Annotated in this window: 20 protein-coding genes, 1 other RNA gene and 1 pseudogene; 8 read left to right on the forward strand and 14 right to left on the reverse strand. The window is 40.9% G+C overall.

From position 1 onward, the window contains the following. Window positions 1-35: 35 nt before the first annotated feature. The 9 genes from recR to ACRCA4_RS07825 form a co-directional block, all read right to left on the reverse strand. Window positions 36-638 carry a recombination mediator RecR gene (gene recR / locus ACRCA4_RS07785; protein ID WP_433186515.1) on the reverse strand — a complete coding sequence of 201 codons (603 nt, stop codon included), beginning with the start codon at window positions 636-638 and terminating at the stop codon, window positions 36-38. Next, on the reverse strand, window positions 638-964 hold the full coding sequence (locus tag ACRCA4_RS07790; RefSeq protein WP_433186517.1) for a YbaB/EbfC family nucleoid-associated protein: 327 nt from the start codon (window positions 962-964) through the stop codon (window positions 638-640). The genes recR and ACRCA4_RS07790 overlap by 1 nt, the downstream gene beginning before the upstream one ends. A 139-nt stretch (window positions 965-1103) precedes the next feature. Further along, the gene (dnaX, locus tag ACRCA4_RS07795) at window positions 1104-3206 is read right to left on the reverse strand and encodes a DNA polymerase III subunit gamma/tau (protein ID WP_433186520.1); all 2103 of its coding nucleotides are present in this window, start codon (window positions 3204-3206) and stop codon (window positions 1104-1106) included. A 45-nt stretch (window positions 3207-3251) separates the two neighbouring features. Further along, window positions 3252-3800: an adenine phosphoribosyltransferase gene (gene apt, locus ACRCA4_RS07800; protein WP_433186523.1), complete on the reverse strand. Its 549-nt coding sequence runs from the start codon at window positions 3798-3800 to the stop codon at window positions 3252-3254. Between the two features lie 274 nt (window positions 3801-4074). Continuing rightward, on the reverse strand, window positions 4075-4827 hold the full coding sequence (locus tag ACRCA4_RS07805) for an HvfC family RiPP maturation protein (protein WP_433186526.1): 753 nt from the start codon (window positions 4825-4827) through the stop codon (window positions 4075-4077). Beyond that, a complete protein-coding gene (locus tag ACRCA4_RS07810; protein ID WP_433186529.1) occupies window positions 4824-5678 on the reverse strand; it encodes an HvfB family MNIO-type RiPP peptide maturase in 855 nt (284 codons plus the stop codon). Before ACRCA4_RS07810 ends, ACRCA4_RS07805 begins: the two co-directional genes overlap by 4 nt. 58 nt (window positions 5679-5736) lie before the next feature. Continuing rightward, complete coding sequence (locus tag ACRCA4_RS07815; protein WP_433186532.1) at window positions 5737-6198, reverse strand: HvfA family oxazolone/thioamide-modified RiPP metallophore; 462 nt, start codon at window positions 6196-6198, stop codon at window positions 5737-5739. 164 nt (window positions 6199-6362) lie between these two features. Then, complete coding sequence (locus ACRCA4_RS07820) at window positions 6363-9326, reverse strand: TonB-dependent receptor domain-containing protein (RefSeq protein WP_433186534.1); 2964 nt, start codon at window positions 9324-9326, stop codon at window positions 6363-6365. Between the two features lie 247 nt (window positions 9327-9573). Further along, window positions 9574-12555, reverse strand: a complete 2982-nt coding sequence (locus ACRCA4_RS07825; protein WP_433186537.1) for a TonB-dependent receptor domain-containing protein — start codon at window positions 12553-12555, stop codon at window positions 9574-9576. Between the two features lie 303 nt (window positions 12556-12858). Between ACRCA4_RS07825 and dinG the strand changes: the two genes are divergently transcribed. From dinG to ACRCA4_RS07845, 4 genes are read left to right on the forward strand one after another with little or no spacing between them, the layout of a single operon-like run. Beyond that, window positions 12859-14910: an ATP-dependent DNA helicase DinG gene (gene dinG, locus ACRCA4_RS07830; RefSeq protein ID WP_433186539.1), complete on the forward strand. Its 2052-nt coding sequence runs from the start codon at window positions 12859-12861 to the stop codon at window positions 14908-14910. A gap of 33 nt (window positions 14911-14943) precedes the next feature. Next, complete coding sequence (locus ACRCA4_RS07835) at window positions 14944-15723, forward strand: sulfite exporter TauE/SafE family protein (RefSeq protein WP_433186542.1); 780 nt, start codon at window positions 14944-14946, stop codon at window positions 15721-15723. Window positions 15724-15734: 11 nt separating this feature from the next. Then, on the forward strand, window positions 15735-16280 hold the full coding sequence (gene priC, locus ACRCA4_RS07840; protein WP_433186545.1) for a primosomal replication protein PriC: 546 nt from the start codon (window positions 15735-15737) through the stop codon (window positions 16278-16280). Then, window positions 16277-17218: a histone deacetylase family protein gene (locus ACRCA4_RS07845; RefSeq protein WP_433186548.1), complete on the forward strand. Its 942-nt coding sequence runs from the start codon at window positions 16277-16279 to the stop codon at window positions 17216-17218. The genes priC and ACRCA4_RS07845 overlap by 4 nt, the downstream gene beginning before the upstream one ends. Here ACRCA4_RS07845 and ACRCA4_RS07850 read toward each other — a convergent pair. Further along, window positions 17189-18286: a tryptophan 2,3-dioxygenase family protein gene (locus ACRCA4_RS07850; RefSeq protein ID WP_433186551.1), complete on the reverse strand. Its 1098-nt coding sequence runs from the start codon at window positions 18284-18286 to the stop codon at window positions 17189-17191. The genes ACRCA4_RS07845 and ACRCA4_RS07850 overlap by 30 nt on opposite strands. 132 nt (window positions 18287-18418) lie before the next feature. Here ACRCA4_RS07850 and ACRCA4_RS07855 point away from each other — a divergent pair, with 132 nt between their 5' ends. Together ACRCA4_RS07855 and ACRCA4_RS07860 are read left to right on the forward strand one after the other, a co-directional pair. Next, window positions 18419-18682, forward strand: a complete 264-nt coding sequence (locus tag ACRCA4_RS07855; protein WP_433186553.1) for a late competence development ComFB family protein — start codon at window positions 18419-18421, stop codon at window positions 18680-18682. Next, window positions 18675-18800, forward strand: a pseudogene (locus tag ACRCA4_RS07860) (DUF2496 domain-containing protein); the annotation flags it as partial. The gene ACRCA4_RS07855 and the pseudogene ACRCA4_RS07860, both read left to right, overlap by 8 nt. A gap of 29 nt (window positions 18801-18829) precedes the next feature. Here ACRCA4_RS07860 and ffs read toward each other — a convergent pair. Together ffs and ACRCA4_RS07870 are read right to left on the reverse strand one after the other, a co-directional pair. After that, window positions 18830-18926: signal recognition particle sRNA small type (gene ffs / locus ACRCA4_RS07865), an RNA gene on the reverse strand. A 79-nt stretch (window positions 18927-19005) separates the two neighbouring features. Further along, window positions 19006-19842 (reverse strand): DUF3014 domain-containing protein, encoded by an 837-nt coding sequence (locus ACRCA4_RS07870; protein WP_433186556.1) that lies wholly within the window; start codon window positions 19840-19842, stop codon window positions 19006-19008. A 104-nt stretch (window positions 19843-19946) separates the two neighbouring features. Between ACRCA4_RS07870 and ACRCA4_RS07875 the strand changes: the two genes are divergently transcribed. Both ACRCA4_RS07875 and ACRCA4_RS07880 read left to right on the forward strand, forming a co-directional pair. Beyond that, window positions 19947-21107 carry a patatin-like phospholipase family protein gene (locus ACRCA4_RS07875; RefSeq protein WP_433186559.1) on the forward strand — a complete coding sequence of 387 codons (1161 nt, stop codon included), beginning with the start codon at window positions 19947-19949 and terminating at the stop codon, window positions 21105-21107. A gap of 159 nt (window positions 21108-21266) precedes the next feature. Continuing rightward, the gene (locus ACRCA4_RS07880) at window positions 21267-22169 is read left to right on the forward strand and encodes a GGDEF domain-containing protein (protein ID WP_433186561.1); all 903 of its coding nucleotides are present in this window, start codon (window positions 21267-21269) and stop codon (window positions 22167-22169) included. Window positions 22170-22270: 101 nt separating this feature from the next. On the opposite strand, the gene tilS is transcribed toward ACRCA4_RS07880, so the two are convergent. Together tilS and accA are read right to left on the reverse strand one after the other, a co-directional pair. Beyond that, window positions 22271-23575, reverse strand: coding sequence for a tRNA lysidine(34) synthetase TilS (gene tilS / locus ACRCA4_RS07885; RefSeq protein ID WP_433186564.1), 1305 nt, complete (start codon window positions 23573-23575; stop codon window positions 22271-22273). A gap of 171 nt (window positions 23576-23746) precedes the next feature. Next, the gene (gene accA / locus ACRCA4_RS07890; RefSeq protein ID WP_433186567.1) at window positions 23747-24703 is read right to left on the reverse strand and encodes an acetyl-CoA carboxylase carboxyl transferase subunit alpha; all 957 of its coding nucleotides are present in this window, start codon (window positions 24701-24703) and stop codon (window positions 23747-23749) included. Window positions 24704-24707 lie beyond the last annotated feature (4 nt).

The raw sequence follows: 24707 nt of genomic DNA on the forward strand, positions 1-24707 counted from the left end.
CAATACAGTGAATATTGCCATCTTATTAATAAAGCTTAATATTGTTTGCGGCCACTAAAAGCATGCGACAGCGTAGTACCATCAATAAACTCTAATTCACCGCCGATAGGTATGCCTTGAGCAATCCGAGATACTTTTACATGCTGCTTCTGTGCTAACTCAGCAATATAAAATGCGGTAGCATCGCCTTCAACAGTGGGATTCGTTGCTAAAATAAGTTCAGTCGTACTGCCTTTGGCTAACAGCGCATTTAAGCTATCTAGGCCAAGATCTTGAGGACCTATGCCGTCTAAAGGCGACAAATACCCCTGTAACACAAAGTAACGGCCTTTAAATTGCCCAGTTTGCTCTATGGCATATTGGTCGGCTGCCGAGCCAACAACGCAGATTATGCCATCTCGCTCTCGCTTAGGATCAGAACAAATAGCACATAATTCCGTTTGGCTATAAGTACGACAGCCTTGGCAATGGCCAATATGAGTCATTGCTTGGCTTAAGGCATCTGCTAAAGTTAAACCGGCATCTCTGTTGCGCTCTAGCAATGAAAACGCCATGCGTTGGGCAGACTTTGGCCCAACACCTGGCAAGATGCGTAAAGCGTCAATCAGTTGTTGTAATAACGGCGGAAAACGGTTCATTAAAATGGCATTTTCATACCTGGTGGTAATTGCATACCGCCAGCAACTGAGCCCATTTTTTCTTTGCTAGTTTCTTCAACACGACGCACAGCATCATTAAGCGCAGCAGCGATTAAATCTTCTAACATCTCTTTATCATCTTCTAATAAACTATCGTCGATGCTAACCCGACGTACGTTATGGTTGCCTAGCATGGTTATTTTAACTAAACCTGCCCCAGCTTCACCTGTAACTTCCATGGCTGCAATTTCTGCTTGGGCTTTTTGCATTTTTTCTTGCATAGCCTGAGCTTGCTTCATGATATTGCCCATACCACCTTTAAACATAATATTACTCTCTATAAGTTAGTATTAATTTGTTACGCTTTGCCATAGCTTAGCATTAATTGGCCCACTTTAGCTTTGCTTAGACGCGATAAGATAAAGATCCCCGCGGCTAAATACAAGTTTTGTTTAAGCAAGCGCTTTAGTTTACTTCTATTGTATCTTCTAGCATCTGAGCATCAAATATCTGCTGCAGTTGGATCACATTAGGATCTTCTTGCAATAGCTTATGCACATAAACCCGCCGCTCAGCCACTATCCGCTGCTGTATAGCAAGCGGGCTAGATGCTACTTCATCTTGATATTGGATCTCTATTTGCAAAGGCTGATTAAAACTATGCTCTAGCAGTTGCTGTAAATTTTGTCTAAAGTCAGCCTTGTCTAAATGCTGCTGACTTTGAGCTACCGTCAGCTGCATTTTATCGCCTTGTAAAGTCATAGCAGCGTTAAGTAAAAACAAGCGGCTTAAGCCACCTGTATCTAGCTGCTCTATTCGGGCAGCCCAAGCATCTACCTGAGCGGCAAATTTAACAGAAAAGTTTTGCTCATTAATGCTGCCATCAAATTCAGTTAAGCTTGGCACCTCTGTTTGATACTGCTGCCACATCGCATCAGCTTGGCTATCAGAAAATGACTCAGGCATATCCATATCAACTTCATCTTGCTCGTCAGTTATATCCTGTTGATAGCTTGCGTCAGTATGCCCAGCTTGCGTATCGGCTAGCTCTGCTGATGAAGTCATAGAATGCGCTACAACAGGGCTAGTCTGCTCTTGGTCCGTTGCCGCTTGTTGATAGGCCTGCGCTGAAACTGATTGGCGCTGAGGTGACTCGGTTAACGGCTGCTCTGTCGAGTGCGGCGCTAACGGCCGCTCAATCTTTTTTTCAACAGAAGGAGCTGCAGCATTTGGCTGAACAGCTATACCCCGCCTTGCCATAATGCCAGAGGTTACAGGATCAATACCGGCAACAGATGACATAGTGCTAGATTTCGGCGCTGGCTCAGGCTGATCCGAAACCTGTGCTTCAGCTGGTGGCTGTTGAGTTTGTTCACTCACCGGTGCTTGAGCAGAGTTAAACTCTGGTTTAGCCTGATTAACAGTTGGCTTTAGCTGGGTATTTTTAATCTGCGCAGTTGGGTTAACTGGAGCAGTTTGGTTAACTGAGGCCGGTGCAAATGCCATTGCCCGCAACAGCGCCATTTCTAATCCGGTTAATACATCAGGTGCATAGGCTAATTCTTTTTTACCACTAATGAGTAACTGATAATAAAGTTGAACTTGGGCAGGCTCTAAACGCTGGGCTAACTGTAAAATAAACTCAGCGCTTTCGCTACTCAACGCAGCTGCAGCAGTAAACTGGCTTAAGGCTGTTAGATGCAAAATTGACAGCATATCATCCAGCACTTGGCTATAGTCATTATGCTGTTGTACTAAAGTGGCCAACTGCTGCTGCAAGCTTGATACATCTTGATCTAATATGGCTTGGAGTAATTGCTCGGCCCAGCTTTGTTCTAAATAACCCAGCATGGCTCTAATAACATCAAGCTGAATATCATTATTACTTTGCGCTATAGCTTGATCAGTTAAACTTAACGAGTCACGTAAACTGCCTTTTGCTGCTTTAGCAATCAGTGTTAAAGCTGACTCGGCAAAAGGAATTTTCTCTTCAGTTAAAACATAAGCTAAATGCTGCGCAATCTGCGTTGGGCTTAAAGCTAATAAGTTAAACTGCAAACAACGCGACAAGACTGTTATTGGTAACTTCTGTGGATCCGTTGTTGCCAATAGAAATTTCACATGTGGCGGTGGCTCTTCTAAAGTTTTTAATAGCGCATTAAAGCTATGTTTTGACAGCATATGCACTTCATCTATCAAATACACCTTAAAACGGCCACGACTAGGCGCATACTGAACGTTATCTAATAAGTCTCGCGTATCTTCAACTTTAGTCCGAGATGCAGCATCAATTTCCATTAAATCGACAAAATTACCGGCATCAATTTCTTGACAAGCATTACATTTGCCACAAGGTGATGCTGTAATGCCTAGCTCACAATTTAAACTTTTGGCAAAAATACGGGCGATCGTAGTTTTACCAACCCCCCGAGTGCCTGTAAACAAATAAGCATGATGTAAACGATTATTTGTTAAGGCATTCGTTAGGGCGCTTTTTACATGCTCTTGCCCCACTAATTGAGAGAAATGCTGTGGACGCCATTTACGTGCTAGTACCTGATAACTCATAACCGCTGTTTACACTCTGTTTATTTAACTAAGCCCAGATTAATCTTATTCGCCCGCATACTCAACTAAGCTAAGTACTTTTAAATTAGCTTGTTCTAGTTTTGCTACGCCACCTAAGTCAGGTAAAGCAATAACAAAAGCCGCATGCTCAACAATACCGCCTAATTGACGTACCAGCTTAACCGTAGCCTCTATGGTGCCACCAGTTGCTAATAAATCATCAACTAACAGCACTTTGTCACCCTCTGAAATTGCGTCTTGATGTAATTCGAGGGTATCTTCACCATATTCTAATTGATAGCTTTGGCTTATTCTATTACGAGGTAACTTGCCTGGTTTTCTCACCGGAATAAAAGGCAGGCCCATGGCATAAGCTAAAGGCGCACCAAAAATAAAGCCTCGAGACTCGGTACCAACGATTTTAGTAAATCCCTGTCCTGTATAGGCCTGACAAAAAGCATCAATTACTTTTTTAAAGCTCGCACCATCTTGCATTAAGCTAGTTACATCACGAAACAAAATGCCAGGTTTAGGGTAATCAGCCACCGTTTTAATGACTTTTTTTAATTCAACTGCAAGAAGCTGCTTTTCCATATATACAAACCTTAAATAAATTACCGAAAATGTCTGACTAGATTGGGACAAAAAAGCCGCCTAAAGGCGGCTTTAAATACAAGTTGGATTACATAGTAACCGTATTAACTAAAAATTTGTAACCAACGCAAAATTGGAGCTAAGCACAACAAACCAACAAAGGTTGCTACTAACGCCAAGAATTGCCAAAAGTTAAATGAGTCTTTGAAGTTCTCGTCTGCCATTGCGCTACTCTTTATAGTGCGATTAAATAATACCGTTATGGTAATGAATTTTAGTCCATTTGAAAAGCCTGAATCACGCCTTTAGCCGCAAACTGCTGTAATATTTTAACAGCGCCTTGCTCTAACTGCTGCGGACTAATTTGCGGCACTCGCTCTGTTAGCTCTAAGAGCAATTTATCAGCCGTAGCTCCAGAGTTTTGTTGAATTAACTGTAGCAGTAAAGCTGTGAGTTGATTAATTAAAACAAATTTAACTTCGTCGTTATTATCGCGATATAGAAGATAAAACTGGTTTTCTGTTGCTGCTAAAGGTTGCTGCTGCTTACTTATTAGATGAACCGGAAAAGGATAGCTGACGAGCAAACTTAATTCTGACAGCTGTAAAGGGCTAGCTAGCACTTGTTCTGCTGTAAGGTTTTCAGCCTTTTTTTGTTGGCATTTAGTCGATAAATACAGCTCTGTCCATTCATAATGAGCAAGCTCTAGCATAAAGATAGGATCGCTTTCAGTGCGCTGATATTGCTGTTGCAAAAACTGGAGAAAATGCTCTGAAACATGTAAGAAATAAGGGCTAGAGCAAGAATAATTAGCAAAGAATTGACGCACTATTTTACGCCAAACATCCTCTGTATACAGAGAGCATAGAACAGGATACGCCGAACTAACAAAACTAAGCACATTATTAAAAAATAAATTACGATAAATAGCTAAACGGCGAACTTCTATCTGAGCTAACCCTGGCTGTTGTTCTGGATTTTGAATATGAGCCATAAATTGCTGCTGAATTTGCTGAAACTTCATCATAAAGCAGGCTCTAACTTTATTTTCGCACTTTCAGTGCCATTAGCTTCATATTGCAACTGATGGATCTGATTAAGTTCTGCTTGTAAATTACACCATGTTGGAATATTGAAATCTCGCTCTAACAGCGTCGCTTTAACACCATGCTGTTGATAGGCTAATGCTAAAAGTCGCCAAACAGGATCAATAACATCAGCACCATGAGTATCAATTAATAAATCTTTTTCTTGCTGGTAATGGCCCGCAATATGGTAATAAGCAATGCGCTCAGATGGGATCTGCTGTAAATAATGTTCAGCCTTGTAGCCATGGTTTACGGAATTAACATAAATATTATTAACATCTAGCAGCATTTTACAATCGGCCTGTTGTAACACGCTTAAGGTAAAGTCAAGCTCTGACATTTCTTGACCAGGTGCGGCATAATAAGACACATTTTCTAAGATCAGCGGCTGCTCTAAGATATCTTGTACCTGCTTTACACGATTAGCTACATAGTCTACCGCTTCAGCCGTAAACGGAATAGGCATTAAATCATATAAATGCCCTGCCCCTGAGCAATAGCTTAAATGCTCACTGTACGTCTCAATATTATGTTGTTGCAAAAAGGCTTTGATCTGCTTTACAAAAGCAATATCAATAGGTGCAGGGCCTCCTATTGATAAAGATAAACCATGACAGAAAAATCGATGTTGAGCGGTTAACTGAGCTAATTGCTTTTGTAATTTACCACCAAAAGGGATCCAGTTTTCTGGCGCAATTTCAAAGAAATCAATTTCGGCCGGCTTTTGCTGACACATTTGCGTTAGCATTTCACGTCGTAAACCTAACCCAACACCTTGTACCGCTATCATGGCTCTCTCTTAAAATGGGTTGCTAAAGTAACAGTAAATACTCAAATAATCCTAAGGACTAAAAAGCGCCGCCGCACTTAGCTTCTTTAGCTTTGTCTGCACCACATTTAGCTTCTTTGGCTTTATCGGCGTGTTTTTTCATCATTTTTTCGCCACACTTGCCTTCACCACATTTACCTTCTTTGGCTTTATCGGCGTGTTTTTTCATCATTTCTTCGCCGCACTTGCCTTCACCACATTTACCTTCTTTGGCTTTATCGGCTTGCTTTTTCATCATTTCTTCGCCGCACTTGCCTTCACCACATTTACCTTCTTTGGCTTTATCGGCGTGCTTTTTCGTCATTTCTTCGCCGCACTTGCCTTCACCACATTTACCTTCTGTTGCGCCCATCTCATAGCCTGAAGATAGCTCCTGAGCACTAAATGGATTAGCATCTACGTGTGTGCTTACTGTTGATAATGAGCCAAATACTAAAGCTCCTACTGCCATTGCAACATTGCTATGCTTGACTGTTTTCATAATAACACCTGTTTATTTAAATTAGTTTTAACTGCTTGATAATAGACCGTACTAATCACATCTGCATTTCATTGACTCTATTCGAAACAAAAAAATATACACTTTATAACGAAAAAAGCCGGTTAAAACATTAACCGGCTTTCATTATACTAATGCAATAGACATTAGAATGTCATGCGTACACCTGCATACATGCGACGACCGATTGGGTCAAATACACTAGCATTGGTCTCAGTACCTGTGCTATTACCTGGTAAACCAGAGATAATTGGCGCAGGCTCTTTATCAAACGCATTCTGTAAACCTAAATATAGCTCATAGTTAGCGTTTGGCTTATATGACACGTTAAGATCATGGTAAGTTGTTGAACCTACACCTACTGATCCAGGCGCTAAATCATAACCAGCTAACCATTGGTCATCAAAAGATGCTTTACCGATATATGTAGTGTTCCATGCAATGCTCACATCACCGATACTATAACCTAGAGATAAATAGAATTTATTTTCTGGTGCACCAATTTCACCAGCAAAAACATCTTTCTCAGAACCTGGTAATGGAATTGCATAACCATCTAATAAATGAGTGTATGATAAACGTGCATTAACACGACCCGCTAAATCAAAGTCTTCAAGATCTTTGCCGTAGGTTACTACAACATCTACACCCTCTGTAGCGAAACCACCGCTGTTAGTTACACCAGAGTCAATATACTCAAGCGAACCTGCGCTGTTTGCACCTTCAGACGTTGCACGACGAGTGATAAACTGACATAACGAAGCATCACCATTATAACATTGATCTAAAATGAACTGACGTGGAGTACCTACAATTGCATCTTCGATCTCAATATCAAAGTAATCAACGTTAAAGTCGAAATCACTTAAGAAACCTTCAGGTGAATAAGTAAAACCTAAAGTCCAAGATTTGCCTTTTTCTGCGTCTAGAGCTTCATTACCACGATTATAACCACTTACACCTTGAATATCTGATTGGTTAAGCGTAAATTCACCATTTGTGTCAATGTTTTCTTGAACACCTGGAGCAGCACGACAATTATCAGCTAATGTACCTGTTGTTGAGTTTGTTACACCTAAACAAGGGTCTGTTAAACCAGTTGGGAAAGTCTGGCTTGGTGGCGAATATAATTCATCAACATTAGGCGCACGTACAGACTGAGCACGAACTAAACGCATACGCAGTTCTGGGATTGGCGCCCAATCTAAAGCTACGTTCCAGCTAGTAGTGTTACCTACAGTTGAGTAGTCAGACAAACGTACAGCACCACGAAGATTTAACTGATCAGCCATGAAGACATCAGATAAGAGTGGAACATTTACTTCTGTGTAATACTCAGTAACATCATATTTACCTTCAGTACGAGGAATTGCATTACCCGCATTTAAACCTGCTTGTTGTAATGGATCAAACTCACTACGTGAAAACTCTTCACGATATTCCATACCAGCAGCAAGACCTACAAAACCGGCTGGCATTTCAAATAATTCACCTGAAACATTAAAGCCAGCAAATTTTTGAGACGCAAATGTTGCTAATAAACCTGGTGCTGAAATATATTTTACTGCTTCATCAGAAAGAGTATTTGCACCATATACATCAGCAGGCACACAACCTTGAGCACGAGCGATCTCATCACGACACATAACGCCGCCTTGGCCATCAGGAATAACTTCTAGAGCATTACGGAAGTTAAGCACGTTTACTTGACCACTTGAAACCTGAGACTCTTTAGTTTCACCATAACCAAAGTAAGCGTCTGCATACCAACCATCAGTAATCTCACCTTCCACACCACCTACAAGGCGGAAGGTACTACGGTCTGCAACGTTACCGCGATTAGCAACGTCTGCCAAGCGACGAGTAAAGAAGATATCACGTAAACCATCACCATTAGTATCTGTCGCTGCATCAACAATTGGCTGAGGAATCATTGGATTAACAGTCACTTGTCGAATATATTTGCTTGGATCATTTGGATCCGGAATAAAGTTTTCAAACTCAATAGGCATTTGCCCACCGCCTGTAGGGTAAATATCACCTGTTGCAAACGGAAATGGTTCTAATTGAGTTGTTGTTTGGGTAGCAGCATAAGTACCTTCTAAGAAAGAGGTCCAATTATCAGTAAACTCATAACTACCACGACCACCTAATAAATAACGCTCTGTAGGAATAGCAATAGTACGAACGCCATTTCTGTTAAAGCCATTAGCTTCTTGGGTATCTGAGCCATTCGTGCTCCAGCCTTCAATTAATTCACCTGCAGAATTATAAGTGAATTGTGTATTACCCGTAAAGAAGCGACCTTGTGGTGCATAGCTTGAATTAAACGGACTTACCGGTGTAAAGAAATCCGCTGGATCACCTGTAAAACCAGCACCTTCAGAGTAAATATCTACTGCTGATCTTGCGCGATCTTTAGAGTAAACAGCACCTTGGTCTGTGTAAGCACCATGGATCATAACGTTACCCTTACCGTTAGCAGAAGTTACACCTGTAGTAAATTGAACTTGAGTTTCTTCAGCGTCGCCTTTAGAGCTTTCCCCGTATTGAACATCAAACTCAACACCTTCAAACTCTTTCTTCAATATAATATTAACAACACCTGCTACCGCATCAGAACCATAAACAGCTGAAGCACCACCTGTCATGATTTCAATTCGTTCAATAAACTGAGCAGGGATTGTATTTAAATCGACAGCCATTGATCCCGGAACACCTGTAACATAACGGCGGCCATTAACTAATACTAAGGTACGTGCGGTGCCTAAATTACGTAAATCTATTGTCGACACACCAGCAGCAGCTGTTGAAAAGTTTGAGTTTGTACGGCTAATTCCTGGCGTACCAAAAGCAGGATTTTTCAATAAAAGCTCTTGGATATTAGCAACACCTGTTGTGTCGATATCTTCAGCGCCAATTACTTGAACTGGTGAAAAACCTTGTAAATCTGTAGAACGTAATCGTGAACCGGTTACTTCTATGCGTTCTACTTTTGCAGTTTCATCTTGTTCAGCAGCATTAACTGAAGCAGTAAATGCTGTGACTGAAGCCGCACCAAAAGCAATGGCTAATTTAACAGCCTTGCTTAATTTATTATTCGTATACATGTATTTCTCCCTGGAACACTACTAGTGTTTCTATTTTTCGATAGATACTAGCGTTTTTTGTCGCTAGCACTCCGCTTATCTCGGATATCGTCCGATTTAACGTACTAGATGATAAACGTATTTTTTCATAAAGGTCAACTCATTTAATGAACTTTTCTTGATCCTTGTAAATGACTTGTTTTTATTCTATCTGCACAAAAAAAAACGACTAAAATTTAGTCGTTTTTAAGTTATGTATTAGCTCAGATTAAAACTTAATACTTACACTCGCTTTATATGTGCGCCCCAACATATCATAGTAGGCAGGGAATGTGTTGCCACTATTGTATGCCGTTGAAGCGGAGTCATTCCCGACAACAGGAGCTTGTTTATCCAGTAAGTTATCTACACCAAAACTAATGTTAACTATCTCAGTTAACTGATAATTTGTGTATAAATCAAAATAACTATAAGAACTGATACTACGGAATGGCTCAAAAGTGTCTTCTTGCTGATCAGTTTCACGCTCAATTGAACCTAAGTAACGCCACAATAATGATACTGATAAATCATCATAATTCCACGTCATACGTTGGCTAGCGCGGAAGTCATGTTGAGGGTTACAGTTTGTACCATAAAAACCTTTACAGTCAATAACTTCAGATACTGGCGAACTTAATCTTTCAACTTTTAAATAACGATTAATATTACTGCTGAAGTCTAGTCTGCCTAAACTATCAAAGTCAAAACCGAAATTAAAAGCTACTTCTATTCCACTCGTTTGTAAGTAAGACAAATTGGTTGTATAAGCGTCAACACCAGCACCAGATATTGTTAAACCACCACCGATACGATTTATCTGCGCACATTGGGCATCATTGCCTAAAACATAACAGCCATCCAAAATCTCTTGTGGCGTATTCTCACCAATATAACCTTTTACATCAATATCATAATAATCTACTGAAAGTTGAACTCTTTTTACTGTTTCAAACTGAGGTGTCCAAACTACACCTGCCGTTAATGTGTCTGCAGTTTCTACATCTGGCAGTGCATTTGGATTAGAGCCTGATTTAATATTTATTTGGCCACTTGCAAGGTCATCAACAGCACCAACTTGGGCATCAGTCATCCCTGTTGCAATACACCGAGCACGTAATTCAGCATCAATATTTGCGGCATTAGCTGCAGAGCAAGGATCTTGTCTTGCATTATCTAACCCAGTAGTTAGTGGGGCATATAACTCACCCACGTTTGGAGCGCGTGTTGCTTGTTGCTTCATTACCCTAATTAATAGCTCATCAACCGGCTTCCAAGCTAAACCAAGCTTCCAACTACCATTTTCACCCACAGTATCATAGTTAGCATGGCGATAGCCGAACTCTAATTCAACAATGTCAGCAAAGTCTTTATTCTCGATTATTGCCAATTTACCTTCAGCAAATAGTTCGTTGACTTTAAAAGACCCGCCCACCGGCAATGAGTTACCACCGGCCCCTCCTAAACAACTTGCTGGAGCAAGCTTTAAACACTCATCAGGATTATAGAAAGCCATTTCTTCACGATACTCATAACCAAAGCTCATTGCTAATGGTGTATCGGCAAAAGGAGAAACAACAGCATCAAATGGTCCATCAATAATTGCAGAAAAAACCCGTTGTTGATATTCAGAGTTTGCAAAAGCAGTAGCTGAAGAATATGCCGCCATTTCAGGTGTAATAGTGCCATAACCTCCAAAGACATTTAGAGGCACACAACCTCCTCCACTAACACACTCTGTCGTTGACACTGCATTTAATGCATTCGCAATATTGGCAATATTCGTATAGCCCGCACTGACTTCAACTCTATTGGTTTCACCATGCTGGAACGATACATCATAGGCCCAACTGTCGTTCAGTAAACCTTTCATTCCGGTTACTATTTGGAACTGATCAGTATTAAATGAAGTCGAACGTGCACCTAATTCTGGGGTCCGTCGATTGACACTTAATAAAACGTAGTCTTCGTCATCTACAACACCATTACCATTCACATCACGCCATGTTTCAAAACCCGGTGCATTGAGTTTATCTATATTGTCATTTGCCCCTGTTAAGATGGCATCTCTAGCTTGTGCACTAAAAAACGGATTAGCCATCGGTACCCAAAATGTTGAACCAAAAATTCCTGAAGGTGCAACCTGTTGACTTACCGAAGTGTTAGTATAGTTAAAAGTACCGTAGACGGTATGCTCGTCATTAATATCATAATGCGCCATTGCGGTAGCACTATAACGTTTTGCCGGAGTTTGATAGTAATTGAAAGGATTAAAGTTAAAATCACTACAGCGATCACCTAAGACTAATGAACCATCATCTCTAAATTGACCTGACACTGCTGGAACACCAGCTAAGCCTACTCTCGTTGGAATACCGGTTGGGCTACCACCGCCTACAGCAACTACGTTTGGCGTACCACCACCACAAGTTGGGTCAGATGGTGTTAATGGAGCTTGACCTGCTAAAAACTGTTGATAGTTTCTACCGCTAGCGGTAGCAATCCCGTAATTACCCAAACTACGTTGTCCAAGTAATAAAGGGTCACGATTAAGCCAGCTAAAAGATGCTACTGCATTACCACGCGAGTCATCAAAATTCCCCCCTAATGTTAATGCAATATTTTTTGTCATCGCATCCGCATCAGCAGTACGAGAATGTGACATATCTAACTCAACACCCTCGAAGTTCTTTTTTAAGATAACGTTGATGGCACCAGAAATTGCATCTGAACCATATACAGCTGAAGCACCGCCTGTAACGATATCTATGCGATCGATTAACGCAGTAGGAATAGTCGATGTATCCACACTACCAGCAGTGTTATATGGCACCATACGTTTGCCATTCATTAATACTAAGTTTCGGTTTGAGCCTAAGCCTCTTAAGTTAACTGTAGCAGCTCCACCAGAGCCATTATTAACGTTACTATTATCACCTGGCATTGCAGCCGGCATATTACGAAAAATTCGCTCAATTTCTGGTTGTTGCTGCTGCTCTATCTCTAACTCACCAACAGTCGCAATTTGGCTGGTTGATACCGCATTAGCACTTCTAATTCGACTACCTGTGATTTGAATTTTTTCTATTTCTTTTTCAGCTGCAGTATCCTGCTGTGCACTGACAGCAAAAGATTGCATTGCAAAAGTTGACGCCGCTCCAAATACGATCGCTAATCGCACAGCATTAGCTATTTTATTTTTGGTATACATGTTCTCTCCCTGGATCGCTATATTTTATTAGCAATTCTATTTCTATAGTAACGAATCAAACAAACCGCCCTACTACTTATAAGATGGCGCTTAAATATAGACCAACATTTAAAATTGCGAAACATTCCCTAAACAAGATTTACACCATATGGACACAGAATATATACAATTTTCATTTTAAACAATAAGTTAAAATGCAGAACTCTTACCTAAATATTTTATTTTTAGATTATTTTAAATTTTTGCTTGTCTGGGCATTAAAAGTATACAATCCAATAACTGTATATAAACACATGCCAAGCTATGTTATCTGAACAACTAAAAGCACAAATTCGCGCTATTCATCAAAGCATTAAATTAGCGATGCCTCATTATCAACCTCGGCCGTCGCAAAATAAGCTAATTGCTGAAATAGCCAATATAATTGCTGGGCAATATCACAGGCAGCAGCGGATAGGTTTAATAGAAGCAGGTACAGGTACGGGCAAATCTTTAGCTTATTTACTAGCAGCTATTCCTTATGCCTTGCAACAAAATAAAACGGTTGTTATTGCTACTGCCACAGTTGCTTTACAAGAGCAATTAATTAGCAAAGACTTGCCCTTTTTCTTCCAGCACAGCAAATTAAACTTTGAGTTTTCACTGGTAAAAGGTCGACAGCGCTATGCTTGTATTGAGCGTATAAAACAACAAATAAAGCACCCTGAATTATTCGGCTCAACCCAAAGTGACCATACAGTGCCAGATTGGGCTGAACTATTACAGCAGTGGCAACAAAGGCAATGGCTGGGCGACAGAGACAGTTTAGCTATTACAATGCCAGAGCCGCATTGGCAAGCCATTAATGCTGACGCTATGCATTGCAGCCCAACTAATCGGGCACATATTAATTGTCCGTTTCATCTAGCGCGTGCTGAGGCCGACACTGCCCAAGTATTAGTAGTGAACCATGCACTTTTATTGGCTGATTTATCAAATGGCAATAGCATTTTACCGCCACCTGCAGATTGCATCTATATAATAGATGAAGGCCACCACTTAGCTGAAACCGCTCGAGACTTTCTTGCTGCCAGCGCCTCCATAAATCAAAATTCAGTCTGGATAGAAAAAGCGGCTAAAACTATTCAGCAATTATTTTCACTTTTACCTGAAACAGAAATAAGAAGCTTAATACGCTTAGAAGATAGTTGTAACGAGTTAAAATCTTTACTTAAAGCCATTGAGAATACAACAGTGCCTTTTAAAGCTCGCTGGTTTGAACAAAAAACCCAATTTCGTTTTGCAGATGCTGCCTTGCCAAAACTACTGCAGCAACAAGCTGAAGAAATAGCGCAAGTAAGTAGTAAAGCCAAGTCACAACTAGATAAAGTACAGCAACGAGTACAAGACCATATTAGCTCAAACAAAATTAGCTTTAAGCAGCGCTTACTTTTACTACAAGACATCAACCACCTAGCCTTACAACTTGAGCAGCAAAATGCGCTTTGGCAACTTTATGCTGTAGAGCAAAAACAAAATAAACCCGTCAGCCAAGCTAGATGGGTAGAACTTACTGAGCCACATGATAAGCTAATGGCGCACGCTTGCCCTCTGACAGTAGGCGGCAAGTTAGCCCAGATGCTTTTTGCAGAAGCTTTTTCAGTTATAGTTTGCTCAGCCACCTTAACGGCTTTGAATTCTTTCAATTATATTAAGTATGATTTGGGTCTGAACGACTTTGAGGGCGTGCAAATAGTCCAAGTCGCCTCGCCTTTCGCTTATGCCGAAAAAGGCACTATTATTATTGCAAAAATGAAAACAGAGCCTACAGTCTCTGAATTTACCGCTGAGTTAATCCAGCAACTACCACAGTATTTACCTAAGCAGCAAGCTAGCTTAGTGCTGTTTGCCTCTTATTGGCAAATGCAGCAAGTGGCGACGGCTTTGCGAGATAAAGGCTTTTCACTGTTAGTTCAAGGTGAAGCATCGCGCCAAGCCTTATTACAGCTACATAGCATAAATTGCGCTAATAAAAAAACCAGTATTTTATTTGGCACCCAAAGCTTTTCTGAGGGTTTAGATTTACCTGGGAACTTATTAACCAACTTAGTTATAACCAAACTTCCGTTTGCTGTGCCCACGTCACCATTAGAAGAGGCATTAGCTGAAGCTATAAGCAGAAAAGGCGGTAATGCTTTTACTCAATTAGCTATACCTGCCACAGCCAAGAAGCTGGTACAAGCTTGTGGTAGACTACTTCGACAAGAGCAGGATCAAGGCCGTATAATTATCTTTGATCGTCGCTTGGTTAATAAGTCTTACGGCACCGCCATGCTTAATGCGTTACCGCCATTTCGCCGTAAGATAGAATACTAACTACTACCCGCTTTTAGGCGCAGGAAAACCAGAGTGTTACTAGATATTGCCTTAGATCCCTCAGTGTTATTGTTATTATGTAGTATTGCCTTTATTGCCGGCTTTATTGATGCCATTGCCGGTGGCGGTGGCTTATTAACTATCCCAGCTTTGCTTACCGCAGGCCTACCCGCCCACAGCGCTTTGGGCACCAATAAATTAGCGGCTACCTTTGGTTCGTTAACCGCCTCCGTTACTTATTATAAAAAGAAGTTGATAAACCTAAAGTATTGGCGACAATGTATTATGTTTACTGCAATAGGCGCACTCATTGGTACTATTGTGGTTGACCAAATAAGCACCGAAGCTTTAGAGAAGTTATTGCCTATTATTATCTTATTAGCGGCAGTTTATAGTTTATTTAACCGCATGCAGCCAGACGATAAACTAACACTGCCGACGCCCTCTAATAAAACAAAATGGCAGCAACGTATACAAGGGTTAAGTTTAGGTTTTTATGATGGTATTGCTGGGCCAGGTACTGGGGCTTTTTGGATGGTATCTACTATGGCTATGTACCGGATAAACTTGCTTTTAACTAGCGGTGTTGCCCGCACCATGAACTTTGTCAGTAACGGATTTTCATTAGTTGCCTTTATTGCCTTAGGCCATGTCGATTTTGTCATTGGTATTGCTATGGGGCTATGCCTCATGCTGGGAGCTTGGCTTGGTGCTCATTCTGCTATACGTTTTGGTAGCCGCTTTATTAGGCCTATTTTTGTCACTGTGGTAGTAATGATTGCACTACGTTTAGCATGGCAAGCTTGGGGCTAAGGAGCTAAGCGATGCAATTAACAGAAATACTCAATCAGCAATTAATTCAGCTACGCCAGCAAGCTGAAGCGACTGACTTAAAGCGGCCTTATGGTAAACCACAAAATTGGTTCGATAGCGATTTATTTAGCTGTCGCTCGGCCAGCTTGGCAGATTACGTAGCAGAGGCTCAGCGCAACTTAAAACATTTAACTGAAGCTCGTAGTATGTCAGTACTCGCTAAACAACGTTTAGTGCAGCGACTAAGTGAGCAAACTAGTGCCCTAACCCAAGCCTTTCGTAATATCGGCTTGCACCAACAAGCATTTAAACGTCAAGCAGCCAAGCAGGTGATAGAAAAAGTAACCATGTCTAGTCAGCAACTATACCAGCAGTTAAGTGACTACCAAGGCTTTGAGCGCCGTTTACTCGATATGATAAGCTTAGCTAGCCGTGATGATAGTACTGAACAAGTTCAACGCATCCTTGTTTTGCACCAGCGTCTTGGCCGTTGCCGCAAGGCTATTTCTGCGGTAGAACAACAAATTCAAGATTATGAACGACAACAAATGTCATGATGCCTAGTAATTTACCGGCTTTAATTTACCATCCCTGTTACAGCGAACTCACTTTACCTGAGCGGCATCGGTATCCTATCGATAAATATCGCCAGCTTTATCAACAGCTGCTAGCCCTAAATGTGCCAGCAGAAGCTTTTGCAACACCTAACAGCGCTAGCATAGAGCAATTAGCGATCTGCCACAGCCCAGATTATATCAAGGCCTTACAGGATGGCAGCCTTTGTCCTAAAGCAATGCGCCGTATTGGCTTTCCTTGGTCAACAGCCCTATTTAAACGCTCATTGCAGTCGTTAGGTGGCAGTTTAGCCACTGCCCAGCTTGCTATGCAACAGGGTATAGCTATTCACTTAACTGGCGGTTATCACCATGCCTTTTATGATGAAGGCTCAGGGTTTTGTTTATTTAATGATTTAGTTTTTACTGCTAAGTCGATGCTGCAACAAGGCGTAGAAAAAATCCTTATTTTTGATTTAGATGTGCACCAAGGTGACGGCACGGCTCATATGGTAGCAACCGAACCAAGAATAATTAGCTGCTCAATTCACTGTGAGAAAAACTTTCCAGCTAGAAAGCAAGTTTCAGATTGGGATATAGGCGTAAGCAAAGATTGCAGCGACACGGAGTATCTAGAAACGGTAGAGCAAAGCCTTAGCACCTTAATTCGTTTACACCAGCCAGAGCTAGTTATTTACGATGCAGGTGTTGACTGCCACCAAGCAGATGAACTAGGTTTGCTTAACTTATCAACCGAAACACTATATCAGCGAGATTTATTGGTTTTAAATTTTTGTCGCCAGCAACAGATCCCCGTTGCTGCGGTTATAGGTGGCGGCTACCAGCGCAATATTATTGCGCTGGTGCAATTACATCTGCAACTATTTAAAGCTGCATTTACTGTTACTGGTTCAAGCTTGGCCAGCAAAATAAAAACCTAAATGCCGTTTAATGTCTTTTGGTAATGCCGGTAAATCAGACTTAGGCAACAAGAAAGTAGCCATATTAAATAGGTCGGTAAAGATCCTGTTTTTTTCTGTGGTTCGCTTTAAGTAATCATGACCTGATGAGCCACCAGTGCCAATTTTAGTGCCTAACATCCGTTGCACCATCATGGCATGTTTATAACGCCAAATAGTCAGATTTTCATCTATTTCAGTTAAACAAGTTAGTAACTGAAACGGTAAATTAAACATCGGCTCTTCTTGGTATAAATTAATAAACAATGCTGACAACATGGCTTTTTGGCTTAACCTAAATGCACCGTCTTTTTGTAGTTGCTGATATTTATCGGCATCTAATAGCGCTGAAAATTTTTCAGCCGTGCGTTCAATTTCTTTTAACTGCATTTCACGCTCATGTTCAGCAATTTGCTCTATGCCTTGCACGGTTTCTTTATCATCCGCAAGCATTGTTCCAGTAGCTTGCTGATACATTTGCCAAAAACTAAAGTTATCTAATTGCAAAAACGGCATCCGCTCTAACCATTTTTCAATGCGCTCGAATAAACTCGGTTCATGCTCTAGTTGTTGCAAGAAATCACGATCTTTATCATTTAAGCGGCTGTAAAATGAGTTTTTATCAAAATCGATTCGATAGTCACTCTTTAAGCCTAAACCAATTTCCAGCATTTTAAATTGAACACTTTGAAAACCTGAAGCTGGTACTAGGTAGTCACGAAACGACATAAAGTCTTGCGGTGTCATTGTTTCAATAACACCGATCTGGGTATTAAGTAGCTTTTGAATAGTAATAATGCGTTTTAATTTATGCACTATACCGGTTAGCTGCTCATCTTTAACTTCGGCCTCGGCAAACACAGCCATAACAGCTTTTAATTCATGCAGAATTTGTTTAAACCACAGCTCATACACCTGATGAACAATAATAAATAAGGTTTCATCGTGGGCTTCATCAGCATATTTAGCACTCTCTGGCGCTTGGGCTGTTAATACTTTATCTAGCTGTAAATAGTCACCGTAGTAACAAGGAGTAGTATTTTTTTGCATTATTATTTTCCGCTGTTCTAATTATAAAATCATTGTAACAAGCATCTTGCTGAACTCAATGTTTCAGTGGTGTTTTAGCCTAAAGCTTATTATGCTCTAAACTTAAATTAAAACTTAAACAGCGAGCTACCTATGAAACTAAATGACGATATTCACAATTATTATGAAAAACTTCTTTTATCACACTTAATAGACTTAGGCTTAGATCAAACTAAAAGTGCAGAATACTTAGCCGACTTATGCTGTATCAGCCTAAATTTATTACCGCCCCGCTACATACGCTATGAAGTTGATATGGCTTTTTACTTACCTCAAAGTGAACGGTTTGAAATGGAAATGAAAGTAAAAGAGGCCGTGGCCCGCGCACAAGAATTTTTGGACAACCATCGTGGCTAATTCACTAACAACTGCGCCTAAGCACATTCAATTAGCAGTCGATTTAATTTTATTGCTAGAACAAAATGAAGTAGAAGCCGAGACAGTGTTAGCTGCTTTAGATATTGTGAAGCAAGATTATATAAAAAAGAGAGATGTGGGTGGCAACCCCAAGAGCCGCATCCCGGCACATACATCATAAACTATGGCTGCTTCCTTCCGGACCTGACCAGGTTTGCTTACTAGTATTGCGAGAGGACCAATGGGGTTACCATTGACAGTTGAATAATCAACTGGCGCGCATTATGCGCAAAACAGCAGCGGCTTGCAAGTCTAGTAAGCTCTTATTGCTGAAGTTCTGTACGATATTGCCGTAAAATTTGTTTAAATCGCTTCTGGTTGTCCGGCCCCATCCGCAACATCATTTTTTGTGGCGCGGGTAATGCTTCTAATTTTGGATCGGCAAATTTATACATTACTGATGGCCGCTCTAATGCAATAGGATAAGTGACTTCAGGGGTTTGTAATAAAACATCAATCGCAGTTAATAAGCGTTGTTTAAATGACGCATCTGGATAACCTAGTTCAGCAAAAGCTTCTGCTGCTAAAGGTTCAAAACGTTCAAAACTAGCTAATAACTCAGAGGCTGACACACTTTCTAATAAAGTAAGGTAAGGCTCATAACGGCTAAAGTTAGCAGGATCTAATTGATAAGGTGGCTGCTTGGTTCCAATAAAGCGTTGCTCTAAAGGCTGCAGAACGTTATGGCCTTTTACTAATTGTCCATGAGCAATATTGTCAACCTGAACTACAAAGTTACGTACCATTTGGTCTGTTACAAATAAAGCAGCTAAACCCGGTTGCCAATTTAAGCTAAGTAATTCTTGCTTTATCTGCTGATCAGATTCATCTAAAGCCGGCAGTGGTATATCTTCAACCACAGTGAGATCTGGCTCAACAGTCGTCTCAGGTAGCACTGACACCGGTTTTTCTGGTACTAAAATAGGCTCAGGCTCTGGAACTGTTAGTTGCTCTGTTTTCGCAGGTACTTCAGCTTGGGGCTCGACAACCTCCGCTTGAGGTTTAAATAGCAGCCAAAGCGCCACTAATACCGCAACAACAGCCGCAGCAATAGCCACATAATATTTTTCTTGCCCCTTGGTACTCGTCTCTGTTGTCATAAATACCTCATAAAATAATCGGTTGTTCACCCATTAAGCATTGCAATCTGTATAATATCTAGCAATATACTAATAATGAGCCTGTGATAGGGAATAAGTTCAACTTGGTAACGTCGAAAAGCACAGTTAATACCAACACTCATAATAATGGGGCTCAAACAGCCCTACTTTTAACAGGTGGCGGTGCCAGAGCAGCCTATCAGGTCGGGGTATTGAAAGCCATTGCTCAACATTACCCTAGAAATAGTGCCATTCCTTTTAAGATTATCAGCGGCACCTCCGCTGGTGCAATTAATGGAGCAGCTTTAGCTTGTTACGCCTCTTGTTTTCATTTAGGTGTAAAAAAACTCGAATGGATTTGGCGTAACTTTTCAACTCACCAAGTTTATTATGCAGATTACATTCGCGTATTCAGACATATATTTCGTAGTATTTTTAGTGGTTTCCAAGCTGACTACGCTAACAAAACACCAGTAAGCTTATTCGATAGCAAACCCCTACGCTTAATGTTAGCGCAAATTTTAGATTTACAGCGTATAGATCGAAATATAATGGGTGGTTATTTATCTAGCGTATCGGTTACCGCTTCGTGTTATAACAATGGCGACTCTATTTCTTTTTTCCAATCGAAACAAGCTCAAGAATGGCGCCGTGCTAAACGATCTGGCCAGCGCACCTTATTAGGTGTCCATCATCTAATGGCTTCTGCGGCTATTCCGTTAGTGTTTCCATCAGTTCGTATTCATCAGCAATATTTTGGCGATGGCTCAGTAAACCAACTTGCCCCTTTAAGTGCCCCTATCCATTTGGGCGCTGATAAAATTATGGTTATTGGCTTGGCAGATCCACGTAGTAGCGATTCTGGTCAGCGCTTAATGCATCACCCTGATCTGGCCAACATTGCCGGTCATTTATTAGATACGGTATTTACCGATACGCTTAATTCTGATTTAGAGCGACTACATAGAGTAAACAGTACTATTAGCGTGTTAGAGCAACATACTATTGTTTCACCATTAAAAAAAATAGACACCCTACTTATTAATCCTAGCCAAAACTTTAGCCAAATAGCTAGCGAGCATTATTTATCACTGCCCTTAGCGGTAAGAACTATTTTACGTTTAACCGGTACTCGGCAACATTCAGAGTCTAGCTTAGCCAGCTATTTACTGTTTGAAAAAAGTTATACCCGGCAATTAATTGAGTTGGGTGTTGAAGATGCGAATCAGCAAATGCCGCAAATTTTAAAGTTTTTGCAAGGTTAATTCTTAATAGAGGCAAAAGCCTTAACTCGTCTTAGAGCAAACCTAACTTTGCTACTCTGATCTAACCCCCTTACTAAAACTTGGCCTGAATACTGCATGAAATTAATTGTATGTAACAAATAACAATACAGTATTGCTAAATTAAGTAAGGATTTAAGTATGGATTATGCTTTGCTACAAGATTTAGGAGTTAACCAAGCCCCTTGCTATGCAGCTATAACAAAGGTGCAACATTGGCCTGAGCAGCCTCAGACTGCTGAGCAAAGCCTAGTGAGTCAATTGCAAACCACCTTAGATATACATGAGCAACTTAATATTGTTTCTATGGCTGTCGGCAAGCTTTTGCCTTTATCTTCACTGCAATTGCACACAGCAGCGGGTGACTTCACCGCTAGCGGTTCAAAGGCAGGCCAGTACGAGCACCGAAGCATGTTGATTTTAAATCAACAGTGTTTAGCCGAGCTGGTTTACCAAAGTGATAATGCTTTTACGCCTATGATGCAGCGCCAATTGTTACAGTTAGAAACCGAATGGTTATTCGCACTACGCAATGCCTTAGTCGTCAGTCGTTTACAACAGATGGCTCTAAAAGATACATTAACTGGCCTAGGTAACCGTCGATTTTTTGACGATAGCTTAAACAAAGCCGTGCAATTAGCTCACCGGCATAATGAAAGCTGTGGCTTGTTATTGTTAGATTTAGATAACTTTAAACAAGTCAATGATATTTCAGGTCACACTACTGGCGATGAACTATTAATTGCTGTTGCCAATATCGTTCGCGAAACATTGCGAGCAACGGATACTGTGTTTAGATTCGGTGGTGATGAATTTGCCATTATCTTATCAGCAGCCGACGCAGCGAGTGCTGAACTGATTGCCCGTCGCTTATTAAAAGCTATAAATCAACTAGCGATCAGCAAACAATATCAGGTTACTGTTAGTATTGGTTTGGCCCTACTACAACCAAAACAAGATCAAACCGCATTATTTAATGCAGCTGATACTGCGCTGTATCAAGCCAAAAATGCCGGTAAAAGCACAGTACGTTTTGCTCAATAGCCGCTAGCCGTATTTGTTAAATAACATTGTGGTTCTACTTCTTAGTCAGAGCAGTTTGCCTTGCTGCATAGCTATTGTTTACGAATTAAAGTGATAAATATCTATTGTGTTAAATCAGCTGGATACCATCGAAACCAACCAAGCGCCTGCTCATCTGTTACAGCTGCTGCATAACCTGCCACTGCGATAAGTTGCTGTTTATTATCTAACACTAAAGGAATTCGTAGTCGCTGCCAAGGCGGCACTTGCCATAGTTTAAACCACTGTTTTAACGGTTTATGCTGTAATGCGCCTGCGGGTTTAAATGCTAAATTTAACTGACCAAAAACAATATAACCAGCTTCTACGGCTAAAGGTAAGCACTCAGAGCTAGCTTTATCAATAAAGCTTAAATGGCCTAAATCAGCAGATAACGACAAATCACAATTCATATGCCAGTTTAACTTAACAGTTGGTTTATCTACTGCTACTGGTGCAACTTTATAAAGTTTATTAGCGAATCGCCGCACCTGATAACCGGCTAGCATCAGCTTAGGGCTGCTATCTACTCGCGCATGGATCACCGTTTGATATAAGGTGTCTAGCCATTGCACTGAGGGATTGAGCTTAGTGTCAGCTAACCAACGACGGATCAGTAAGTCTTGTTGCAATGGAATATGCTCTGCTAACTTATCAAGCAATAAACACTCATCCGCCACAACTTGCTGATAAAATTGTTCGGTATAATGATCCGCTAACTGCTGCATATTAGCTAATAGCTGCATACTCCGACTCGCTGTCTTTGCAAAATGTGGCCAGCGTTGCTGCAGCACTGGTGTAATTTGATGGCGGACAAAATTACGTTCAAACTGAGTATCAGCATTACTTTCATCTTCTACCCACTCAAGCTTATTGTCAGCGGCGTATTGCTGCAATTGCGCTTGGCTAAAACTTAATAAAGGCCGCTTTATAAAGCCTGCAGCAAAAGATTTTACTGCAGCAATACCGCTTAAACCAGCAGGTCCAGCTCCGCGCTTTAAGGCCAATAACAAGGTTTCTATCTGATCGTCGGCATGATGGGCGGTTAATAAACTATGCTGCTTAGTGCTAATAAACTGCGCAAAAGCCTGGTAACGCGCGGCCCGTGCTCTTGCCTCTAAGTTATGCCGACCAGTAATGTCTAAACTAACAGCGCTAAATTTAACCTGACGCTGAGCACATTGTTGCTGACAAAATTCTGACCAAGTAACCGCATTAACACTAAACCCATGATTAATATAAACCGCTTCGAGGCTAAAACCGCACTCTGGCTGCACTTTGGCTAATAAGTCTAGAAGTACCATTGAATCTAGGCCACCGCTTAACCCTAAGACAAGATGCTGATCAGCTTGTAGCGAACAATGTTGTAAAAAAAGCGCTGGGGTCACTGTGCTCATGGCGTTATGGTTATCACTAATCTAATAAATGAATGCTAAATTCTGCGGCATTAAGTATAAATTATGCCACGGCTAAATAATAAAAAAGCCAGTACAAGAGTACTAGCTTAATAAGTAGTGTAGCGACTTAGTCTTTAGCTTAGCAAGTGCGTTTGTATGCTTTTAGCAGTAACCATAAGACATTAAACGTTTATAACGACGCTCTAACAACTCTTCGTGAGTCAAGCCATTTAATGAAGCTAAGTCTTGTAATAATACTTTCTTTAGATTTTTAGCCATTTGCTCAGGTGAACGGTGTGCACCACCTAAAGGCTCAGCAACGACTTCATCAATTAACTTTAACTCTTTAATACGCTCTGCAGTAATCCCCATGGCATCAGCTGCTAATGGTGCTTTCTCGGCGCTTTTCCATAATATAGATGCACAACCCTCTGGTGAAATAACCGAATAAGTACTGTATTGCAGCATGTTAACTTTATCGCCAACCCCTATAGCTAATGCGCCACCAGAGCCGCCTTCACCAACGACTGTACATACCACCGGCACTTTTAGACCCGCCATCACTTTTAGATTACGCGCAATAGCTTCAGATTGGCCACGCTCTTCAGCGCCTATACCTGGGTAAGCACCTGGCGTATCGATAAAAGTGATGATTGGCATTTTAAAGCGCTCTGCCATTTCCATTAACCGTAAAGCTTTACGGTAACCTTCAGGTCGAGGCATACCAAAATTACGTTTTATTTTCTCTTTGGTATTACGACCTTTTTGATGGCCAATAATCATTACCGGTTTACCGTCTAAACGCGCAGTTCCGCCAATAATGGCGTGATCATTGGCAAAAGCACGATCACCAGCTAAGTCATCAAAATCGGTAAAGATATGCTTGATATAATCTAAAGTATAAGGTCTTAGAGGATGGCGCGCTAATTGCGCAACTTGCCATGCACCTAAATCAGCAAATACTTTTTTGGTTAACGTTAGGCTTTTTTCTTTTAACTTATTAATCTCTTCTTCTAAGCCCAAATCGTAATCGCCATTGCGACTTACGTTACGCAATTCGTCTATTTTTGCTTCAAGTTCAGCAATGGGTTGCTCAAACTCCAAATAATTCAGCATCATCGAC

The organism is Rheinheimera sp. WS51, from assembly GCF_050936095.1.
In the GTDB taxonomy this organism is placed as follows: Bacteria; Pseudomonadota; Gammaproteobacteria; order Enterobacterales; family Alteromonadaceae; genus Alishewanella.

What these genes read in the sequence shown, in the direction of transcription:
- recR (WP_433186515.1), bottom strand. Translation starts at nt 638, where the DNA reads ATGAACCGTTTTCCGCCGTTATTACAACAACTGATTGACGCTTTACGC.
- ACRCA4_RS07790 (WP_433186517.1), bottom strand. Translation starts at nt 964, where the DNA reads ATGTTTAAAGGTGGTATGGGCAATATCATGAAGCAAGCTCAGGCTATG.
- dnaX (WP_433186520.1), bottom strand. Translation starts at nt 3,206, where the DNA reads ATGAGTTATCAGGTACTAGCACGTAAATGGCGTCCACAGCATTTCTCT.
- apt (WP_433186523.1), bottom strand. Translation starts at nt 3,800, where the DNA reads ATGGAAAAGCAGCTTCTTGCAGTTGAATTAAAAAAAGTCATTAAAACG.
- ACRCA4_RS07805 (WP_433186526.1), bottom strand. Translation starts at nt 4,827, where the DNA reads ATGATGAAGTTTCAGCAAATTCAGCAGCAATTTATGGCTCATATTCAA.
- ACRCA4_RS07810 (WP_433186529.1), bottom strand. Translation starts at nt 5,678, where the DNA reads ATGATAGCGGTACAAGGTGTTGGGTTAGGTTTACGACGTGAAATGCTA.
- ACRCA4_RS07815 (WP_433186532.1), bottom strand. Translation starts at nt 6,198, where the DNA reads ATGAAAACAGTCAAGCATAGCAATGTTGCAATGGCAGTAGGAGCTTTA.
- ACRCA4_RS07820 (WP_433186534.1), bottom strand. Translation starts at nt 9,326, where the DNA reads ATGTATACGAATAATAAATTAAGCAAGGCTGTTAAATTAGCCATTGCT.
- ACRCA4_RS07825 (WP_433186537.1), bottom strand. Translation starts at nt 12,555, where the DNA reads ATGTATACCAAAAATAAAATAGCTAATGCTGTGCGATTAGCGATCGTA.
- dinG (WP_433186539.1), top strand. Translation starts at nt 12,859, where the DNA reads ATGTTATCTGAACAACTAAAAGCACAAATTCGCGCTATTCATCAAAGC.
- priC (WP_433186545.1), top strand. Translation starts at nt 15,735, where the DNA reads ATGCAATTAACAGAAATACTCAATCAGCAATTAATTCAGCTACGCCAG.
- ACRCA4_RS07845 (WP_433186548.1), top strand. Translation starts at nt 16,277, where the DNA reads ATGATGCCTAGTAATTTACCGGCTTTAATTTACCATCCCTGTTACAGC.
- ACRCA4_RS07850 (WP_433186551.1), bottom strand. Translation starts at nt 18,286, where the DNA reads ATGCAAAAAAATACTACTCCTTGTTACTACGGTGACTATTTACAGCTA.
- ACRCA4_RS07855 (WP_433186553.1), top strand. Translation starts at nt 18,419, where the DNA reads ATGAAACTAAATGACGATATTCACAATTATTATGAAAAACTTCTTTTA.
- ACRCA4_RS07870 (WP_433186556.1), bottom strand. Translation starts at nt 19,842, where the DNA reads ATGACAACAGAGACGAGTACCAAGGGGCAAGAAAAATATTATGTGGCT.
- ACRCA4_RS07880 (WP_433186561.1), top strand. Translation starts at nt 21,267, where the DNA reads ATGGATTATGCTTTGCTACAAGATTTAGGAGTTAACCAAGCCCCTTGC.
- accA (WP_433186567.1), bottom strand. Translation starts at nt 24,703, where the DNA reads ATGATGCTGAATTATTTGGAGTTTGAGCAACCCATTGCTGAACTTGAA.